Origin of the sequence: Streptomyces olindensis, assembly GCF_040645895.1 — a bacterium.
In the GTDB taxonomy this organism is placed as follows: domain Bacteria; phylum Actinomycetota; class Actinomycetes; order Streptomycetales; family Streptomycetaceae; genus Streptomyces; species Streptomyces olindensis.
Genome location: NZ_JBEYZD010000110.1, coordinates 1 through 17,844, shown reverse-complemented (window position 1 = coordinate 17,844; position 17,844 = coordinate 1). Strand labels below are relative to the sequence as shown.

Annotated in this window: 14 protein-coding genes; 11 read left to right on the top strand and 3 right to left on the bottom strand. The window is 72.3% G+C overall.

Annotation, left to right across the window (positions count from 1 at the left end; translation table 11 throughout):
• Positions 1-325 precede the first annotated feature (325 nt).
• Positions 326-1,330 (top strand): substrate-binding domain-containing protein, encoded by a 1,005-nt coding sequence (locus tag ABZ948_RS38545; RefSeq protein ID WP_359767738.1) that lies wholly within the window; start codon positions 326-328, stop codon positions 1,328-1,330.
• A 32-nt stretch (positions 1,331-1,362) separates the two neighbouring features.
• Here the strand turns inward: ABZ948_RS38545 and ABZ948_RS38540 are convergent, their stop codons facing one another.
• Positions 1,363-2,370: a LacI family DNA-binding transcriptional regulator gene (locus tag ABZ948_RS38540; RefSeq protein ID WP_359767737.1), complete on the bottom strand. Its 1,008-nt coding sequence runs from the start codon at positions 2,368-2,370 to the stop codon at positions 1,363-1,365.
• A 227-nt stretch (positions 2,371-2,597) separates the two neighbouring features.
• Between ABZ948_RS38540 and iolC the strand changes: the two genes are divergently transcribed.
• The 8 genes from iolC to ABZ948_RS38500 are packed head-to-tail and all read left to right on the top strand — an operon-like array spanning position 2,598 to position 12,182.
• On the top strand, positions 2,598-3,551 hold the full coding sequence (gene iolC, locus ABZ948_RS38535) for a 5-dehydro-2-deoxygluconokinase (RefSeq protein WP_359767740.1): 954 nt from the start codon (positions 2,598-2,600) through the stop codon (positions 3,549-3,551).
• Positions 3,541-4,413 (top strand): Cgl0159 family (beta/alpha)8-fold protein, encoded by an 873-nt coding sequence (locus ABZ948_RS38530; protein WP_359767735.1) that lies wholly within the window; start codon positions 3,541-3,543, stop codon positions 4,411-4,413. Before iolC ends, ABZ948_RS38530 begins: the two co-directional genes overlap by 11 nt.
• 47 nt (positions 4,414-4,460) lie before the next feature.
• The gene (iolD, locus tag ABZ948_RS38525; RefSeq protein WP_359767733.1) at positions 4,461-6,338 is read left to right on the top strand and encodes a 3D-(3,5/4)-trihydroxycyclohexane-1,2-dione acylhydrolase (decyclizing); all 1,878 of its coding nucleotides are present in this window, start codon (positions 4,461-4,463) and stop codon (positions 6,336-6,338) included.
• Positions 6,339-6,352: 14 nt separating this feature from the next.
• The gene (locus ABZ948_RS38520; protein WP_359767731.1) at positions 6,353-7,843 is read left to right on the top strand and encodes a CoA-acylating methylmalonate-semialdehyde dehydrogenase; all 1,491 of its coding nucleotides are present in this window, start codon (positions 6,353-6,355) and stop codon (positions 7,841-7,843) included.
• A gap of 33 nt (positions 7,844-7,876) precedes the next feature.
• The gene (locus ABZ948_RS38515; protein ID WP_359767729.1) at positions 7,877-8,827 is read left to right on the top strand and encodes a TIM barrel protein; all 951 of its coding nucleotides are present in this window, start codon (positions 7,877-7,879) and stop codon (positions 8,825-8,827) included.
• Positions 8,828-8,836: 9 nt separating this feature from the next.
• Positions 8,837-10,276 carry a sugar porter family MFS transporter gene (locus tag ABZ948_RS38510; protein ID WP_359767727.1) on the top strand — a complete coding sequence of 480 codons (1,440 nt, stop codon included), beginning with the start codon at positions 8,837-8,839 and terminating at the stop codon, positions 10,274-10,276.
• Between the two features lie 20 nt (positions 10,277-10,296).
• Positions 10,297-11,316 (top strand): Gfo/Idh/MocA family protein, encoded by a 1,020-nt coding sequence (locus ABZ948_RS38505; RefSeq protein ID WP_359767725.1) that lies wholly within the window; start codon positions 10,297-10,299, stop codon positions 11,314-11,316.
• Entirely contained in the window at positions 11,313-12,182 is an 870-nt protein-coding gene (locus tag ABZ948_RS38500; RefSeq protein WP_359767723.1) for a sugar phosphate isomerase/epimerase family protein, read from the top strand. The genes ABZ948_RS38505 and ABZ948_RS38500 overlap by 4 nt, the downstream gene beginning before the upstream one ends.
• A 30-nt stretch (positions 12,183-12,212) precedes the next feature.
• Here the strand turns inward: ABZ948_RS38500 and helR are convergent, their stop codons facing one another.
• On the bottom strand, positions 12,213-14,372 hold the full coding sequence (helR, locus tag ABZ948_RS38495) for an RNA polymerase recycling motor ATPase HelR (protein WP_359767721.1): 2,160 nt from the start codon (positions 14,370-14,372) through the stop codon (positions 12,213-12,215).
• Positions 14,373-14,664: 292 nt separating this feature from the next.
• Here helR and ABZ948_RS38490 point away from each other — a divergent pair, with 292 nt between their 5' ends.
• On the top strand, positions 14,665-15,549 hold the full coding sequence (locus ABZ948_RS38490) for a Gfo/Idh/MocA family protein (RefSeq protein ID WP_359767720.1): 885 nt from the start codon (positions 14,665-14,667) through the stop codon (positions 15,547-15,549).
• On the opposite strand, the gene ABZ948_RS38485 is transcribed toward ABZ948_RS38490, so the two are convergent.
• Positions 15,546-16,445, bottom strand: coding sequence for a GNAT family N-acetyltransferase (locus ABZ948_RS38485; RefSeq protein ID WP_359767718.1), 900 nt, complete (start codon positions 16,443-16,445; stop codon positions 15,546-15,548). The genes ABZ948_RS38490 and ABZ948_RS38485 overlap by 4 nt on opposite strands.
• 253 nt (positions 16,446-16,698) lie before the next feature.
• On the opposite strand from ABZ948_RS38485, the gene ABZ948_RS38480 reads away from it, so the two are divergent.
• Positions 16,699-17,811: a PP2C family protein-serine/threonine phosphatase gene (locus tag ABZ948_RS38480; RefSeq protein WP_359767716.1), complete on the top strand. Its 1,113-nt coding sequence runs from the start codon at positions 16,699-16,701 to the stop codon at positions 17,809-17,811.
• Positions 17,812-17,844: the final 33 nt, after the last annotated feature.

Genomic DNA, 17,844 nt, shown 5'->3' with positions numbered 1-17,844 from the left:
CGGAGAACGGCTTCCCGCAGATCAGGCGTCCGCCGAAGGCCTCGTTGGAGAAGATGTGGTCGTGCGCGTCGACGAACCACCGGCGGGTGCGGGCGGCCCATTTTGTTGGAACGTCCTGACAAAGCTGTTGACATCACTCGAAGGCGCCCGCATAGTACCTGCCACTAGAGCGCGCTAGTGACGCGCTCCAGCCACCACGACCGCAGGGGTCCGCACCCAGGACCACCGCACATCCCATGACCGCCGCCGCCCAGGGCACCCACCCCTCGCCTCCCTCCCCGGACCGGGCGCGGCCCCTCGTCCAGCACAGTGAGGTGCACCCGACATGCGCAGACACCACAGAGCCGCCGCCCTGACCACCGCCGTCCTCGCGGGCGCCCTGCTCGCCGCCGGCTGCTCCAGCGGCTCCGGCGGGAAGAAGTCCGAGACCGGCGGCACCGACGCCGCCGCGGGCAGGGCCACCACCCCGCGGATGACCGTCGCCCTGATCACCCACGCGGCGCCCGGCGACACCTTCTGGGACCTGATCCGCAAGGGCGCCCAGGCCGCGGCCGCCAAGGACAACATCAAGCTCGTCTACTCCAGCGACCCGGTCGCCGGGAACCAGGCCAACCTGGTGCAGAACGCCATCGACCAGAAGGTCGACGGCATCGCGCTCACCGCCGCCAAGCCCGACGCCATGAAGGCGGTCGTGGCCAAGGCCAAGGCGGCCGACATCCCCGTCGTCGGCTTCAACTCCGGCCTGGACGACTGGAAGGAACTCGGCATGCTCGAGTACTTCGGCCAGGACGAGAACATCGCCGGCCAGGCCTTCGGCGAGCGCCTGAACCAGCTGGGCGCCAAGCACGCCGTCTGCGTGATCCAGGAGCAGGGCCAGGTCGCCCTGGAGGCCCGCTGCGCCGGCCTGAAGAAGGGCTTCAAGGGCACGACGGAGAACCTGTACGTCAACGGCACCGACATGCCCTCCGTGAAGTCGACCCTGACCGCCAAGCTCCAGAAGGACTCCTCCATCGACCAGGTGGTCACGCTCGGCGCGCCCATCGCCCTGACCGCCGTGCAGTCGGTGAAGGACGCGGGCAGCGAGGCGAAGGTGGCCACCTTCGACCTCAACAAGGACCTCGTCGGCGCCATCCAGGGCGGCAGCATCGAGTTCGCCGTCGACCAGCAGCCCTACCTCCAGGGTTACCTCGCCGTCGACGCGCTGTGGCTGTACAGGACGAACGGGAACTTCAGCGGCGGCGGCACCGCTCCCGTGCTGACCGGTCCGGCCTTCGTCACGAAGGACAACGTCGACGCGATCGCGGAGTTCGCCAAGAAGGGCACGCGCTAGCGGAGCCGGAGGCGGGCGGCGGGAGGGGCGCCTCAGGCCGGTCCCGGCTCCTTCGGGGCCGGCCCGCTGGTCCCCCGCACCACCAGCTTGGGATCCAGCACCGCCTCCCGCGGCTGCAGCTCCCCGTTCTCCAGCCGCTCGACGGCGAAGCGGACGGCGTGCTCGGCCATGAGGACGGCGTCCTGGCGGACGGTGGTCAGGCCGATCGGCATCAGGTGCGAGAGGTGGCTGTCGTCGTAGCCGACGACGGACAGGTCGCGCGGGACCTCGACGCCCGAGCGGGTGAGGGCCATCAGCAGGCCCATCGCGCAGCGGTCGTTGCCGGCGAGGACCGCCGTCGGCAGCGGCTGCCCGGCGTCGCGCTCGGCCAGGAGCAGGCGGCCCGTCTCGATGCCGGACTCCTCGGTGTGGTGGCCGGGAATCACCCTCGCCTCGCTCTCCAGCCCGTGGCGGCGCATGGCGGCCCGGTAGGCGCGCCGCCGCTCCGCCGAGCCGGGACCCCGCCCGCCGTCGATGTGCACGATCCGGCGGTGCCCCAGCTCCACCAGGTGGTCCATGGCCTGCCGGACGCCCTTGGCCTCGGCGGAGTGCACGAAGTCGACCCGGGCCTGGGGCACCCGGCGGCTGACCGAGACGGCGACCGTGCGCTGCCCGAGTTCGTCGAGGTAGGCGGGTGCGGCGTCCGGGCCGAGCAGGATCACCGCCTCGCAGCGGTGGCTGAGCAGCGCCTCGACGGCCTTGGCCTCGCTGCGGCCGTGGGTGGCCCCGGAGAGCAGCACGTCGTAGCCGAGGCGTTCGGCCTCGGGGTAGATGCCGGTGATGAGGTCCGTGTGGAAGGTCTGGTGCACGGTGAACATCACGCCGAGCGTGCGGCTGCGGCCCCGGGCCAGCAGCCGGGCCGCGCTGTCCGGGCGGTAGCCGATCTCGTCGGCCACGCGCAGGACCCGTTCCCGGGTCTCCCGGCTGGCGCCCGCCTGGTTGCGGAAGATGATCGAGACGAGCGCGCGGGACACGCCCGCCTTCTCGGCGACGTCCGCCATCGTGGGCCGTTGCCTGCCCGATGCATCCACCTGTGAACCCACCCTCCGACGCCGCCCACCTTACGGGGTGTCCCGCTCGGGGAGCCGTGCGGGATCCGTTCGGATCCCCGTACAGGGATCCTGCAATCTCCCGGCAACAAGCTATTGACATGACATTTGGACAGGGGTCATCGTACTCGAACTAGAGCGCGCTAGTAGAGCGCGACAGGAAGGGGAAACGCAGCGTGATGCCGTTCGATGTGCTGACCATGGGCCGCGTGGGAGTGGATGTGTATCCGCTCCAGACGGGCGTGGGGCTGGCGGAGGTCACCTCGTTCGGCAAGTACCTCGGCGGCAGTCCGACCAACGTCGCGGTGGCGGCTGCCCGTTACGGCCGTTCGGCGGCGGTGGTCACCAAGACGGGGCGGGATCCGTTCGGGGACTTCGTGCGCACGGCCCTGGAGGGGTACGGCGTCGACGCGCGGTTCGTCGGGGTCTCGGGGATCGCGCCGACGCCGGTGACGTTCTGCGAGATCTTCCCGCCGGACGACTTCCCGCTGTACTTCTACCGGCTCCCCAAGGCCCCGGACCTGGACATCCGGCCGGAGGAGCTGGACCTGGGGGCGGTGCGCGACGCGCGGATCCTCTGGGTCACCGGGACGGGTCTGAGCGAGGAGCCGAGCCGCTCGGCGACGCTGGCCGCGCTGGCGCACCGGGCGAGGGCGGGCGCGACGGTGTTCGACCTGGACTGGCGGCCGATGTTCTGGACCGACGCCGGCGAGGCCCGCGCGTACTACACGGAAGCACTGCGCCACACCACCGTCGCCGTCGGCAACCTCGACGAGTGCGAGGTAGCCACCGGCGAGCGCGACCCGCGCGCCGCCGCGAAGGCGCTCCTGGCGGCCGGGGTGGAACTGGCGGTGGTCAAGCAGGGCCCGCAGGGCGTCCTGGCCATGGACCGGGACGGGACGGCGGTGGAGGTTCCACCGGTTCCGGTCGAGGTGGTCAACGGCCTGGGCGCGGGCGACGCCTTCGGCGGGGCGCTGTGCCACGGCCTGCTGTCCGGCTGGGACACCCGGCGCACGGTCACCTTCGCCAACGCCGCGGGCGCCCTCGTCGCGGGCCGGCTGTCCTGCTCCGACGCCATGCCCGTCCAGGACGAGGTCGAGGCCAAGCTGCGTGAGGTGAGCCATGCCGTCTGAGAAGATCGCCCGGATCGTGGACGCCCGCGTGAAGGACCCCGGGGCGGTCGCGGCGGCCGCGGCCCGACGCGTCCGGGCCGCCTCGTCGCTCGGTGAGCACGGCAGGGCGATGATCATCGCCGCGGATCATCCGGCGCGCGGCGCCAACGGGGTCGGCGACGACGCGCACGCCATGGCGGACCGCTTCGAGCTGCTGGACCGGCTGTGCGTGGCGCTGGAGCGGCCCGGGGTGACGGGTGTGCTGGCCACGGCCGACATCCTCGAGGACCTGCTGCTGCTCGGCGTTCTCGACGGCAAGAGCGTCTTCGGGTCGATGAACCGGGCGGGCCTGGCCGGTTCGGTCTTCGAGATCGACGACCGGTTCACCGGGTACGACGCCGAGACGATCGCCGCGATGGGTTTCGACGGCGGGAAGATGCTCACGCGCATCGCGCTGGCGGATCCGGCGACGCCGTCGGTGCTGCAGAACAGCGCGCGGGCGATCGACGAGCTCAATGACCGTCAGCTGATCGCGATGGTCGAGCCGTTCATGTCGGTGTGGCAGGACGGCCGGATCCGGAACGATCTCTCCACCGACGCCGTGGTCACGTCGGTCACCATCGCCTCGGGGCTGGGCCGGCGGACCGCCTACACCTGGCTGAAGCTCCCGGTCGTCGACGGCATGGAGCGGGTGCTGTCCGCTTCGACCCTGCCCGCGCTGCTGCTGGGCGGTGAGGTCACCGACCCGGACGCGGCCTTCGCCTCCTGGGGCAGGGCGCTGAAGCAGCCCACCGCGCAGGGGCTGGTCGTGGGCCGCTCCCTGCTCTACCCGTCGAACGGCGATGTCGCCGGTGCCGTGGACAAGGCGGTGAGCCTGCTGTGAGCGGGTACCACCCGACCCTTCGGTCCGGGCCCAGGGAGGACGTGCCGGTGGGCACCGTTCGACTGACCACCGCCCAGGCCCTGGTGCGCTTCCTGGCGAACCAGTACAGCGAGCGCGACGGCCAGGAGCAGCGGCTCATTCCCGGGGTGTGGGGCATCTTCGGGCACGGCAACGTCGCGGGCGTCGGCCAGGCGCTGTTGCAGGCCGCCGTCACCGAAGAGGCCGATCTGCCCTACTACCTCGCCCGCAACGAGCAGGGCATGGTCCACGCCTCGGTCGCCTACGCCAAGATGCGCGACCGGCTGGCCACCTTCGCCTGCACCGCTTCCACCGGCCCGGGCTCGACGAACATGATCACGGGCGCTGCGCTGGCGACGACCAATCGGATCCCGGTGCTGCTGCTGCCGTCCGACATGTTCGCCACCCGCGCCGCCGACCCCGTGCTCCAGCAGCTGGAGGACACCCGGGGCGGGGACGTCACCGTCAACGACGCCTTCCGGGCCGTGTCGAAGTACTTCGACCGCGTCTCGCGTCCCGAGCAGCTGATCCCGGCCGCGCTGGCGGCGATGCGGGTGCTGACCGACCCGGTCGAGACCGGTGCCGTCACCCTCGCCCTGCCGCAGGACGTGCAGGCCGAGGCCCATGACTGGCCGGTGGACTTCTTCCGGCGGCGGGTGTGGCGCGTGGGCCGTCCGGTGCCGGAGCCGGCGGCGGTCCAGCGGGCCGCGCGCCTGCTGCGCGGTGCGCGCAAGCCGTTGATCGTGGCCGGGGGCGGGGCGGTGTACTCGGGTGCCGAGACGGAGTTGCGGGCCTTCGCCGAGGCCACCGGCATCCCGGTCGCCGACACCCACGCAGGCAAGGGCGCGGTGCCCTGGGACCACCCCTGCGCGGTCGGCGGCATCGGCTCCACCGGCTCGTACGCCGCCAACGAGCTGGCGAAGGAGGCCGACGTCGTCCTCGGCATCGGCACCCGCTACAGCGACTTCACCACCGCCAGCCACACCGTCTTCGGCAATCCCGACGTCATGTTCGTCAACCTCAACGTCGCCCGCCTGGACGCGGTCAAGCACTCGGCGGAGCCCCTGGTGGCCGACGCCCGGCTCGGCATCCAGGCCCTCGCCGGAGCGCTCACGGACTGGGAGGTCGACCCGTCCTGCCGGGAGCGCACCCGCCGGCTCGTCGCCCGCACCCGGGAGATCGAGGAGGAGTGCTTCCACCGGGGCCACGGCCCGCTGCCCGCGCAGACCGAGATCCTCGGCGCCCTCAACCAGGTGCTCGACGACCGGGCCGTGGTCATCAACGCGGCCGGTTCCCTGCCCGGCGACCTCCAGCAGCTCTGGCGGGCCCGCGACCCGAAGGCCTACCACGTCGAGTACGCCTACTCCTGCATGGGCTACGAGGTCGCCGCGGGCGTCGGGGCGAAGATGGCCGATCCCTCGCGCGAGGTCGTCGTCCTCGTCGGCGACGGCTCGTACCTGATGATGGCCCAGGAGATCGTGACCATGGTCTCCGAAGGCCTCAAGGTCGTCATCGTCCTGGTGCAGAACCACGGCTTCGCCTCCATCGGCGCCCTGTCGGAGTCGCTCGGCTCCCAGCGCTTCGGCACCAAGTACCGCTACCGCGACGGCGGTTCGGGCCTGCTCGACGGCGACGTGCTGCCCGTCGACCTCGCCGCCAACGCCTCCAGTCTGGGCGCGGACGTCCTGCACGCCACGAGCGTCGACGACTTCCGCGCGGCGATGGAGAAGGCGAAGGCGGCGAGCCGCACCACGGTCGTGCACGTCGAGACCGACCTGTACGGCCCGAACCCGCCCGGCCACGGCTGGTGGGACGTCCCCGTCAGCGAAGTCTCCGCCCTCGACACCACCCGCGCAGCCTACGACACCTACGCCGCCCACAAGCAGACCCAGCGTCACTACCTGTAAGGACACCGCTCCCCGTGAACACCATTCCCCACTGGATCAACGGCCGGGCCGTCCCCGGCCCGGACACCGCTCCGGTGTTCAACCCGGCCACCGGCGCCGAGCAGGCCCGGGTCGTCCTCGGCGGGCCCGCCGACGTGGACACCGCCGTCGCCGCCGCGTCCGCCGCGTTCGAGACCTGGTCGGAGTCCTCCCTCTCCCGGCGCGTCCAGGTGATGTTCGCCTTCCGTCAGCTCCTGGCCGACCACGAGGAGGAACTCGGCCGGATCATCTCCGCCGAGCACGGCAAGACCGTCGACGACGCCCGCGGCGAGATCGTCCGCGGCCGCGAGGTCGTCGAGTTCGCCTGCGGCCTCGGCGACGTCCTCAAGGGCGGCTTCTCCGACCAGGTCTCCCGTGGCGTCGACGTCCACGATTTCCGTCAGCCCCTCGGCGTGGTCGCCGGCATCACGCCGTTCAACTTCCCGGCGATGGTGCCGCTGTGGATGCACCCGATCGCCATCGCCACCGGCAACACGTTCCTGCTGAAGCCCAGTGAGCGCGACCCGTCCGCCGCCAACTTCGTCGCCGAGCTGTACAGGAGGGCGGGACTCCCGGACGGCGTCTTCAACGTCGTCCACGGCGGCAAGCCCGCCGTCGACGCGATCCTGACCCACCCCGGCATCTCCGCCGTGTCCTTCGTGGGCTCCACCCCGATCGCCAAGTACGTCCACGAGCAGGCCACCGCCCACGGCAAGCGCGTCCAGGCCCTCGGCGGCGCCAAGAACCACGCCGTCGTCCTGCCCGACGCCGACCTCGCGTACGCCGCCGACCACATCACCGCCGGCGCCTACGGCTCCGCCGGAGAGCGCTGCATGGCCGTGTCGGTGGCGGTCGCGGTCGGCTCCGCCGCCGACGGACTCGTCGACGTGCTGGAGCGCAAGGCCCGCGAGGTGAAGGTCGGCCCCGGCGACGCACCGGGCACCGAGATGGGACCGCTGGTCACCAAGGCCGCCCGGGAGCGCGTCGAGAACGCGGTCGGCACCGCCGCCGCCCAGGGCGCCACCGTCGTCGTCGACGGACGCGGGCTGAAGGTCGACGGTCACGAGGAGGGCTTCTTCACCGGCCCGTCCCTCCTCGACCACGTCACCGCCGAGATGGACGCCTACCGGGAGGAGTTGTTCGGCCCGGTCCTGGCCGTCGTCCGCGTCGACACCCTCGACCAGGCCATCGACCTCATCAACGCCAACCCCTACGGCAACGGCACCGCCCTGTTCACCGGCTCCGGCGAAGCCGCCCGCCGGTTCCAGCGCAACGTCCACGTCGGGATGATCGGCGTCAACGTGCCGGTGCCCGTGCCGATGTCCTACTACTCCTTCGGCGGCTGGAAGGACTCCCTCATCGGCGACTCCCCCATCCACGGCCCCGAGGGCGTCCGCTTCTACACCCGCCCCAAGGTCGTCACCACCCGCTGGCCCCAGCAGGCCCAGCACGTCACGGCGGGCTTCGACTTCCCGACCTCCAGCTGACCTCCCCGTCCCTCTCCGCAAAGGACACCCACCATGGCAACGGCGCCTCCCCCTCTCCGCACCACCGTCGGCAACCTGTGCCTCGGCTCCGCCCCCGACTCCTGGGGCGTGTGGTTCCCCGAGGACGAGCACCAGGTTCCGTACACCCGCTTCCTCGACGAGCTGGTGCGGGCCGGCTACGCGTGGCTGGAGCTCGGCCCGTACGGGTACCTGCCCACCGACCCGCAGCGCCTGAAGGCGGAGCTGGACGCGCGGGGCCTGAAGGTCTCCGGCGGCACCGCGTTCGGCGCGCTGCACCGGCCCGAGGCGTGGGACGAGATGCTGGCCCACGTCCGGCAGGTCGCCGCGCTGACCGCCGCGGCGGGAGCGCACCACCTGGTCTTCATCCCGCCGATGTACCGGGACGAGAAGACGGGCGCGTTCACCGAATCCCCCGAGCTGACCGCCGAGCAGTGGGCGGGGTTCGGCCGGGCCGCCGACCGGCTGGGCATGCTGCTGCTGGAGGAGTACGACGTACGGCTCGTGGTCCATCCGCACGCCGACAGCCACATCCAGACGCAGGCGGAGATCGAGCGGCTGCTGAACGAGTCCGACGGCCGGTACACCAACCTGTGCCTGGACACGGGGCACGTGGCGTACGGCGGCGGGGACAACCTCGATCTGATCCGCCGGTTCGGTGAGCGGGTCGGCTATGTGCACATCAAGCAGATGGACCCGGAGATCCTGGCGCAGGTCGCGGCCGAGGACCTGTCGTTCGGTGAGGCCGTGAAGCGCGGGGTGTGCGTGTCGCCGCCGGCGGGGGTGCCCAAGCCGGCCGAGGTGGTGGAGGAACTCGCCAAGCTCGACGCGGAGTTGTTCGTGATCGTCGAGCAGGACCTGTACCCGTGCGCCCCCGAGGTGCCGCTGCCCATCGCCGTCAGCACCCGTGAGCACCTGGCCGGCTGCGGCCTGTCGGGTACCCGGCGCCCGAACATCGACAGGTAAGGAGCGGCCATGGACGTCAGGGACGACGCGACACCGGCCCCCATCCCCACCCCTGCCACGGCCGTCGCGGACGACGCCCCGCCGGCGGTCAGGCGGCGGCTGCGGCTGATCACGATCATCGCCACGTTCGGTGGTCTGCTCTTCGGCTACGACACGGGCGTCATCAACGGCGCCCTGCCCTACATGACCGACGACCTCGGCCTGACCCCGGTCACCGAGGGCATGGTCACCAGCTCGCTGCTGCTGGGTGCCGCGCTGGGCGCGGTGACCGGCGGGCGGCTGTCGGACGCGCGCGGCAGGCGGCGCAACATCCTGCTGCTGGCCGTGCTGTTCTTCGTCGGCGCGCTCGGCTGCACGCTCGCACCGACGACCGAGGTGATGATCGTGGCACGCTTCGTGCTCGGTCTCGCGGTCGGCGGTGCCTCGGTGACCGTGCCGGTCTACCTCGCCGAGGTGTCGCCCGCCGAGCGGCGCGGTGCCCTCGTCACCCGCAACGAGCTGATGATCGTCACCGGTCAGCTGCTGGCGTTCACCTCCAACGCGATCATCGCGCAGGTCGGCGGCGAGTCCGGCGGCGTGTGGCGCTGGATGCTGGTCATCGCCACGCTGCCGGCCGTGGTGCTGTGGTTCGGCATGCTGGTGATGCCGGAGAGCCCGCGCTGGCTGGCCTCGCGGAGCCGCTTCGCCGAGGCCCTCGACGTCCTGCGGCAGGTGCGGTCGCAGGCCCGGGCCGAGGCCGAGCTGAAGGAGGTCACCGCGCTCGCCGTCAAGGACGAGCAGGAGAGGCTCGGCGGCTGGCAGGACATCAAGAGCACGCCGTGGGTGCGCAAGCTGATGTTCGTCGGGTTCGGCATCGCGATCGTGCAGCAGATCACCGGCGTCAACACGATCATGTACTACGGCACGCAGATCCTCACCGACGCCGGTTTCGCCGCCGACAGCGCGCTGACCGCGAACATCGCCAACGGTGTGATCTCGGTGCTGGCCACGTTCGTCGGCATCTGGCTGCTGGGCCGTGTGCCGCGCCGCCCGATGCTGATGACCGGTCAGATCGGCACCACAGTCGCCCTGTTGCTGATCGGCGTCTTCTCGCTGGTGCTGCCCTCCGGTGATCCGCGGGCGTTCGCGGTGCTCGCCATGACGGTCACGTTCCTCGCCTTCCAGCAGGGCGCGATCTCCCCGGTGACCTGGCTGATGCTCTCGGAGATCTTCCCGATGCGGATGCGCGGCTTCGGCATGGGCGTGGCGGCCGTGGTGCTGTGGCTGACCAACTTCGTGATCGGGCTGGTCTTCCCGTCCCTGGTCTCCGGCATCGGGATCTCCAACACGTTCTTCCTGTTCGTGGTGGCGGGCCTGCTGTCCCTCACGTTCGTGAAGCTGTACGTCCCCGAGACCAAGGGCCGCACCCTCGAAACCCTCGAAGCCGAGCTCCGGACGCGCTTCTCCTGACCCTCTCCAAGGAGTTCACCATGACCGTACGTGTAGGCGTCATCGGCGCCGGAATGATCGGCCAGGACCACATCCGGCGGCTCACCGAGGTCGTCACCGGGGCGAGTGTCACGGCCGTGACCGACATCGACGCCGGGCGCGCCGCCGAGGTGGCGGCCCGGACCGGTGCCACGGCGCTGCCCACCGGCGCCGACCTGGTCGCCTCCCCCGAGGTGGACGCCGTCCTCGTCACCTCCTGGGGGCCCACCCACGCCGAGCACGTCCTGAACGCGATCGCGGCCGGCAAGCCGGTGTTCTGCGAGAAGCCGCTGGCGACGACCGCCGGGGACTGTCTGCGGATCGTCGAGGCCGAGCGGGCGCACGGCCGCCGGCTGGTGCAGGTCGGGTTCATGCGCCGCTTCGACCCCGGCTACCGGCAGATGAAGGAGGTCCTGTCCACCGGCTCGCTCGGGGCCCCGCTGATCGTGCACTGCGCCCACCGCAACCCGACCGTGCCGGAGTCGTACCACTCCGCCATGGCCGCCCAGGACACGGCCGTGCACGAGATCGACGTGCTGCGCTGGCTGCTCGACGACGAGATCGTCTCCGCCCAGGTGGTCACCCCGCGCGCCACGAGCAAGCGGTTCGCGCACCTGAAGGACCCCCAGATCATGATCTTCGAGACGTCCGAGGGCGTCCGGATCGACCTGGAGGTCTTCGTCAACTGCCAGTACGGCTACGACATCCAGTGCGAGGTCGTCGGCGAGGACGGCCTGGTGCGGCTGCCCGACCCGGCGGCCGTCGGGATCCGCACCGCGGCCCGGCACGGCACGGGTGTTCTCCAGGACTGGAAGGACCGGTTCGCGGAGGCCTTCGACACCGAGTTCCGCGAGTGGATCGCCTCGGTGGCGGCCGGCACGCAGCCCACCGGCCCGTCCGCCTGGGACGGCTACGCCGCCACCGTCATCACCGACGCCGCCGTCCGGTCCCTGGAGTCCGGCGGCGAGACCGTCACCACCGACATGAAGCCCCGCCCAGCGTTCTACGGAGGCACCGCGTGAAGATCGCCCTCGACCCGTACATGTTCCGTGCCCTGCCGATCGGCGAGATGGTGCGCACGGTCGCCGAACTGGGCTATGAGTACATCGAGTTGTCGCCGCGCGCGGACTTCATGCCGTTCTTCCTGCACCCGCGGGCGGACGACGCCCGGGTGGCGGAGCTGAAGGGCGCGCTGCGCACGCACGGGGTGCGGTTGTCCTCGGTGCTGCCGCTGTACAAGTGGTCCTCGCCGGACGAGACCGAGCGGCAGGCGGCCGTCCGCTACTGGAAGCGGATGATCGAGATCACCGTCGAGCTCGAATGCCCGCTGATGAACTCGGAGTTCAACGGCCGCCCGGAGCGCGCCGCCGAGAGCGAGGCCGCGTTCTGGCGCTCGCTGGAGGAGCTGCTGCCGGTGTTCGAGCGCGAAGGCATCGCTCTGAACCTGGAGGCCCATCCGGACGACTTCTGCGAGGAGAACACCCCGGCCGTCGATCTCGTGCGCGCGATCAACAAGCCGTGGGTGAACTACCTGTACTGCGCCCCGCACTCCTTCCACCTGTCGGGGGCGTCGGAGGCCGGCGCGGACATCGCGGCGATGATGCGCTACGCCGGTGACAAGCTCCAGCACGTGCACATCGCGGACTCCTTCAACCACAAGGGCTCCAGCGGTCTGCGCTACATCCTGAACCCGCCGGGCACCCCGGCCCGGATCCACCAGCACCTCGACATCGGTCAGGGCGAGGTCGACTGGGACGCCTTCTTCGGCACCCTGCGCGAGCTGGGCTTCGACGGGGTCGCCACGGCCTGCGTCTTCGCCTGGGAGGAGCGGGCGAGGGAGTCGTCGGCGTTCATGCTGGACCGCATCCGCAAGGAACTCGCCGCGTAGCGGGCTGTCACGCCCCGGCCCGGGCGGGCGTCAGGAACTCGTGAGGATGACGAGCTCCCGCGTCGCCCGGGTCATCGCCACGTAGTGGTCGACCGCCCCTTCGACGCCCGTGCCGAAGCGCTCCGGGTCGACGAGCACCACCAGGTCGAACTCCAGCCCCTTCGACAGCCGAGGGGTCAGCGACCGTACGCGTGGGGAAGCCGGCCGGAACGAGGGATCGCCGATGACGCAGGCGGTCCCTTCGGCGTGTGCGGCCAGCCAGGCGTCGAGGACCGCGTGCAGGTCCGAGACGGGTCCGTGGACGACGGGGACACCGCCGCTGCGGATCGAGACCGGGACGTTGGCGTCCGGCAGCGCGGCCCGGATGACCGGCTCCGCCTCTGCCATGATCTCCTCGGGGGTCCGGTAGTTGACGCTCAGGGACGCCGGCTCGATCCGGTCGAACCCGACCCGCTCCAGCCGTTCCCGCCACGACTCCGTGAAGCCGTGCCGGGCCTGGGCGCGGTCCCCGACGATGGTGAAGCTGCGGGACGGGCAGCGCAGCAGCAGCATCTGCCACTCGGCGTCGGTCAGTTCCTGCGCCTCGTCCACGACGATGTGCGCGAACGGCCCGGCGAGCCGGTCCGGGTCGGCGGTGGGCAGGGCGCTCTCGTCGACCAGGGAGTTGCGCATGTCCTGGCCGTGCAGCATGACCAGCACGCCTTCACCGTCGTCGTAGCTGTGGGCCTCCAGCAGGTCGTCGATGACGTCGGTCATGCGCTCGCGCTGGGCGGCGACGGCGGCCTCCCGCCGGCGCTCGCGCCGGGACGCCTCCGGGTCGCCGAGCCGCTGCCGTGCCGCGTCCAGCAGGGGCAGGTCGGACACCGTCCAGGCCCGGGGGCCGTCGCGCTGCAGCGTGCGCACCTCCTCGCGGGTGAGCCAGGGAGCGCACATCCGCAGGTAGGCCGGTACCGACCAGAGGTCCCCGACGAGGTCGGCCGCTTCGAGGAGCGGCCAGGCGCGGTGGAAGGCACCGAGCAGTTCCCGGTCCCGGGACAGCGCCTTGCGGAGCAGGTCCTCCGGGGCGTCTCCCCCGTGCTTGTCGACGAGGAGGGTGAGCAGTTCCTCCCAGACCTGGTCGCGGGCCTCGTTGTGCGGGGTGCCGGGTTCCGCCGCCTCGAACGCCACGGCCCAGTCGGCGGCGCTCAGCCGGACGTCGGACCAGTGGGTGGTGACGGTCATGGCCTCGGTGGGCGGTTCCTCGTAGAAGCGGACGGCCTTCTCGATCGCCCGCACCATGTCCGCGGACGACTTCAGCCGGGCCACGTCCGGGTCGGTCTCCTCCCCCGCGGTGGCTCCCTCGTCGACGAGGTCCCGCAGGACGCAGGTCTGCACGCCCTCCTCGCCGAGGCTGGGCAGCACGTCGGAGACGTAGGACAGGTAGGGCCGGTGCGGGCCGACGAACAGCACGCCGCCCCGGCGGTGCTGACCGAGGCGCGGGTCGGAGTACAGCAGGTAGGCGGAGCGGTGCAGGGCGACGACGGTCTTGCCCGTGCCGGGACCCCCGTCGACGACGAGGGCGCCGCGGGAACCGGCCCGGATGATGGCGTCCTGGTCGGCCTGGATGGTGCCGAGCACGTCCCGCATGCGGGGCGAACGGTCGCTGCCCAGGCTGGCGATGAAGGCGGACTGGTCGTCGAGCGCGGCGTGCCCGTCGAACCCGTCGGCGGTGAACACCTCGTCCCAGTAGTCGCTGATCCGGCCGTCGGTCCAGCGGTAGCGGCGGCGGCTCGCCAGCCCCATCGGGTCGGCGTGGGTGGCTCCGAAGAACGGCTCGGCGGCCGGGGAACGCCAGTCGACCAGCAGCCGGCGCCCCTCGCTGTCGGTGAGGCCGAGGCGCCCCACGTACACGGGCTCGGAGCCGTCCGCGGCGACCATGTGCCCGAGGCACAGGTCCAGTCCGAAGCGGCGCAGGGCGCGCAGGCGCGTGGTGAGCCGGCGGATCTCGGCGTCCCGGTCCATCGCCTGCCGTCCCTTGCCGCCGGGCGCCTTGCGTTCGGCTGCGAGACGGTCGGACAGTTCGGCGATCGACTGCTCCAGGCAGTCGGCGACGGCGGCGAAGTGCCGTTCGTCCCCGGCGATCAGCGCCGGTGCGGCTTTGTGCGCGAGGCGGTCGGGAAGGTCGAACGCGCTCATGGTCGCAGGGGTCACGTCATGCTCCCGTTTCCGCAGGTCGTGGGGGTGAGGACCGACAGTGTGCGGGAGACAGGGGGCCTTGCCGCAAGGCCCCCTGTGCGCTATAAGTTGAGAGTGGCAAGGAGAGCGCTCCTTGCCTTTCTTGTTTTTTCCCTGCCTTTCTCCTTGCCTTTCGTGTTTCCGGCTCGCCCGTCGCCCCTGATCCCGGCCCGGGCTCCCGGCGGCCGGGTCCGTGTGACACGCTCTTCGCCGAGCGGTCGGCGGGAACCGGCCGCGGCGGTTTCCGGCACCGTGGAGAGGCGGCGGCATGCGCATAGGACTGCTCGGCACCGGCCCGTGGGCGCAGTTGGCCCACGCACCCGCCCTGGGCGGGCATGAGGAGCTGGACTTCGCCGGCGTGTGGGGCCGCCGTCCCGAGGCCGCCAAGGAGCTGGCCGAGCGGCACGGCGTCCGCGCCTACGACGACGTGGACGAGCTGTTCGCCGACGTCGACGCGGTCGCCGTCGCGCTGCCTCCGGACGTGCAGGCTTCGCTGGCCGTGCGCGCGGCCCGGGCCGGGTGCCATCTGCTGCTCGACAAGCCGCTCGCGCCGACGGTGGAGCAGGGGCGGGCCGTGGTCGAGGCCGTCGCGGAGGCCGGTGTCGCCTCGGTCGTGTTCTTCACGACCCGCTTCCAGCCCGAGCCGGCGGCGTGGATCACCGAGCAGGCGGCGGTGCCGGGCTGGTTCACCGGGCGGGCGCAGTGGCTCGGGGCGGTGTTCACCAGCGAGAGCCCCTTCGCGACGCCGTGGCGGCGGGAGAAGGGCGCGCTGTGGGACGTCGGCCCGCATGCCCTGTCCGTGCTGCTGCCGGTGCTCGGCGACGTGCGCCGCGTGACGGCGGCGGCCTACGGCCCCGGGGACACGGCGCACGTCGTCCTCGACCACGCGGGCGGCGCGTCGAGCACGCTCACGCTGAGCCTGACGGCACCGCCCGCCGCGTCCGGCGCCGCCGTGGAGATCCACGGGGAGGCCGGCGTCGCGGTCCTCCCGGAGAGCGCCGACGGAGCCGTCCCGGCCCTGAAGCGGGCGGCGGACGCCCTGCTCACCGCCGCCCGCACCGGCCGCCCGCACGCCTGCGACGCGGCGTTCGGCCTCCAGGTCACGGAGATCCTCACGGCGGCGCAGGACGTGCTGAACGGCACCGCGCGCTAGGCGACTTCTCGCGCGGGACGGAAGTTGATGCGCTCCTTGACCACGGGGTAGCCGGCCTTGGTGAAGTTCGCGGCCATGGGGAAGTTGCCCTGGTCCGTGGTCGCGGCGATGAACTCCGCGCCCCGCTCGGCCAGGAAATGGGTGCACTCGGCCAGGAGGTCGTAGGCGTAGCCGCGGCCCCGCTGGTCGGGCAGGACGCCGATGAAGCCGACGCACGGGCCGGAGGGGTTGTGGGCCGGGATGTGGATGCCGGCCATCTCGCCACCGGCGGTGTAGGCGACCTGCCACCACTCGCGGGGCGAGGGGCACCAGTGGAAGAAGTCGAGTTCCTCCTGGGCCGCCCGGTCGAGTCCGCCCTGCTCGATGGCCTGAAGCGCGTGGGCGTCCAGGGTCGCGGAGTGGATCCGGCGCAGCGCGTCGAAGAACACGGCGTCGTCCGGTTCGGCGCGGAAGTCCAGGCGCCCGGGCCGTTCGGGCAGGCCGTGGTCGGGGGTCCAGCGGTACATGAGGCGTTCGACGAGGAGGTCGTAGCCGGCCTTGCGTGCCGCGGTGAAGCGGGTCTCGGCCGCGGCGCGCAGGGCCGGGTCGTCGCGCCAGTCCGCGGGCAGGTTCAGCTCCAGCTCGACCTGCCAGGGGGCGGAGCGCAGGAGCGCGGCGCCCGCTTCCTCCTCGCCTTCCGCCACGTCGAACCAGTTGAGGTTGACGGGCTCGGTGTCGTCGGGCCCGCCCCACCAGGCGCCGCGGGCGACGACGCGGCCGTCGCGCAGCGCCACGCGCTTCCAGTCGGGGCGGTGCCGGGTCCGCCGGTGGCCCTCACGGGCGCCCAGCGGGTCGGGCAGGGTGTCGAAGAGGGCGGCGTCGCTCGCGTCGAGCGCGCGGATGACCGGATCGGTCATGGGGATTCCTCCGGGAGGCAGACTGCGAAAGAGCGCTCCCGGTCGGTCAGTGGCGGCACGCCGGGGCAACGGGGAGGGAGCGCGGGAACGGTGTGAACGGCACGGCTCTGCCCTCCTTCCGCTGGTCTCGGGGCGTGGCGCGCCACACGCTACGGGATCACCGGTCGGCCGTCCACGGAATTCCGGGAGGCGCTCAAGTGGCCCTCCACGGCCCCGAAGTGCGGTGGACCGGCGGGCGTAGCAGCGTGGTGGTGTGAGCAGTGCGCGCGGCCGGTTCCGCCGGGCCCCCGACCGGGACGGGCCCGGCTGGCTGCGCGGCGCGCCGCCGCCGGTGTGGGCGCGGGTGCTGCCGACCGCGCTGCTGGCGGGCGTGTGCGCGGCGGAGCTGATCAGCCCGGAGCCGCTCGACATCGGCTTCCTGCTGGGCGCCATCCCGCCGCTGGCCGTCCTGGCGCACGGCCCGGCGGCCACGGCGGTGCTGGGCGCGCTGGTGGTGGTCGTGCTGAGCGTCCCGGTCTTCAACCTCAACGCCCCGGGCACCACGGATTTACTGACCGTGTGCTTCGTCTCGGTACTGAGCGTGCTGCTGTCGTTCGTGCGCAGCAGGCGCGACGCGCAGCTGGTCACCGAGCGCGCTGTCGCCGAGGCCGCGCAGCGGGCGGTCGTGCCGCCGCTGCCGGAGCGGGTCGGGCCGGTGCGGTGCGCGGGGCTGTACCGGGCGGCGCAGCGCGGGACGCTGGTCGGGGGCGACTTCTTCGACGTGCGGGCGGGCCCCTACGGCGTACGGGCGGTCATGGGCGATGTGCAGGGGCACGGACTGTCGGCCGTCGCCACGGTCGCGTCGCTGCTGGGGGCCTTCCGGGAGGCGGTGCTGGACCAGCCGGACCCGGAGGCGGTTGCGGCCCGCCTCGACCGGAGGATGGCGGTGGACTCCGGGGACGAGCCGCACGCCGAGCTGTTCGCCACGGCGGTGCTGCTCGACTTCTCCACCGACGCGCGCCGGGTGCGGATCGTCGCGTGCGGGCAGTCCGGCCCGTTGCTGCTGCGGGACGGGCGGGCCGTCGAACTGGACGTCGAGCCGTGCACGCCGCTCGGGCTGGGCCTCGCCGAGGCCGCGCCGCCCCGGGTCGTCTCGGTGCCGCTGCGCGCCGGTGACCGGCTCTTCCTCGCCTCCGACGGCGTCACCGAGGCCAGGGACGCCGACGGGGTCTTCTATCCGCTGGCCGAGCGGCTGCCGGGCCTCGCGCACGAGGATCCGGCCGCCCTGGCCGAGCGGGTGTGGACCGACCTGGTCCGGTACAGCCCGGACGTGCGGGACGACGTCACGATGCTCGTCCTCGCGCCCCGTCCGCACGGTGGGCCCTGACGCGGCCGGCGGCGGCCCGCGATGTCCGCGGGC

What these genes read in the sequence shown, in the direction of transcription:
- ABZ948_RS38510 (WP_359767727.1), top strand. Translation starts at nt 8,837, where the DNA reads ATGGACGTCAGGGACGACGCGACACCGGCCCCCATCCCCACCCCTGCC.
- ABZ948_RS38545 (WP_359767738.1), top strand. Translation starts at nt 326, where the DNA reads ATGCGCAGACACCACAGAGCCGCCGCCCTGACCACCGCCGTCCTCGCG.
- iolC (WP_359767740.1), top strand. Translation starts at nt 2,598, where the DNA reads ATGCCGTTCGATGTGCTGACCATGGGCCGCGTGGGAGTGGATGTGTAT.
- ABZ948_RS38485 (WP_359767718.1), bottom strand. Translation starts at nt 16,445, where the DNA reads ATGACCGATCCGGTCATCCGCGCGCTCGACGCGAGCGACGCCGCCCTC.
- ABZ948_RS38515 (WP_359767729.1), top strand. Translation starts at nt 7,877, where the DNA reads ATGGCAACGGCGCCTCCCCCTCTCCGCACCACCGTCGGCAACCTGTGC.
- ABZ948_RS38505 (WP_359767725.1), top strand. Translation starts at nt 10,297, where the DNA reads ATGACCGTACGTGTAGGCGTCATCGGCGCCGGAATGATCGGCCAGGAC.
- ABZ948_RS38490 (WP_359767720.1), top strand. Translation starts at nt 14,665, where the DNA reads ATGCGCATAGGACTGCTCGGCACCGGCCCGTGGGCGCAGTTGGCCCAC.
- ABZ948_RS38540 (WP_359767737.1), bottom strand. Translation starts at nt 2,370, where the DNA reads ATGGCGGACGTCGCCGAGAAGGCGGGCGTGTCCCGCGCGCTCGTCTCG.
- ABZ948_RS38530 (WP_359767735.1), top strand. Translation starts at nt 3,541, where the DNA reads ATGCCGTCTGAGAAGATCGCCCGGATCGTGGACGCCCGCGTGAAGGAC.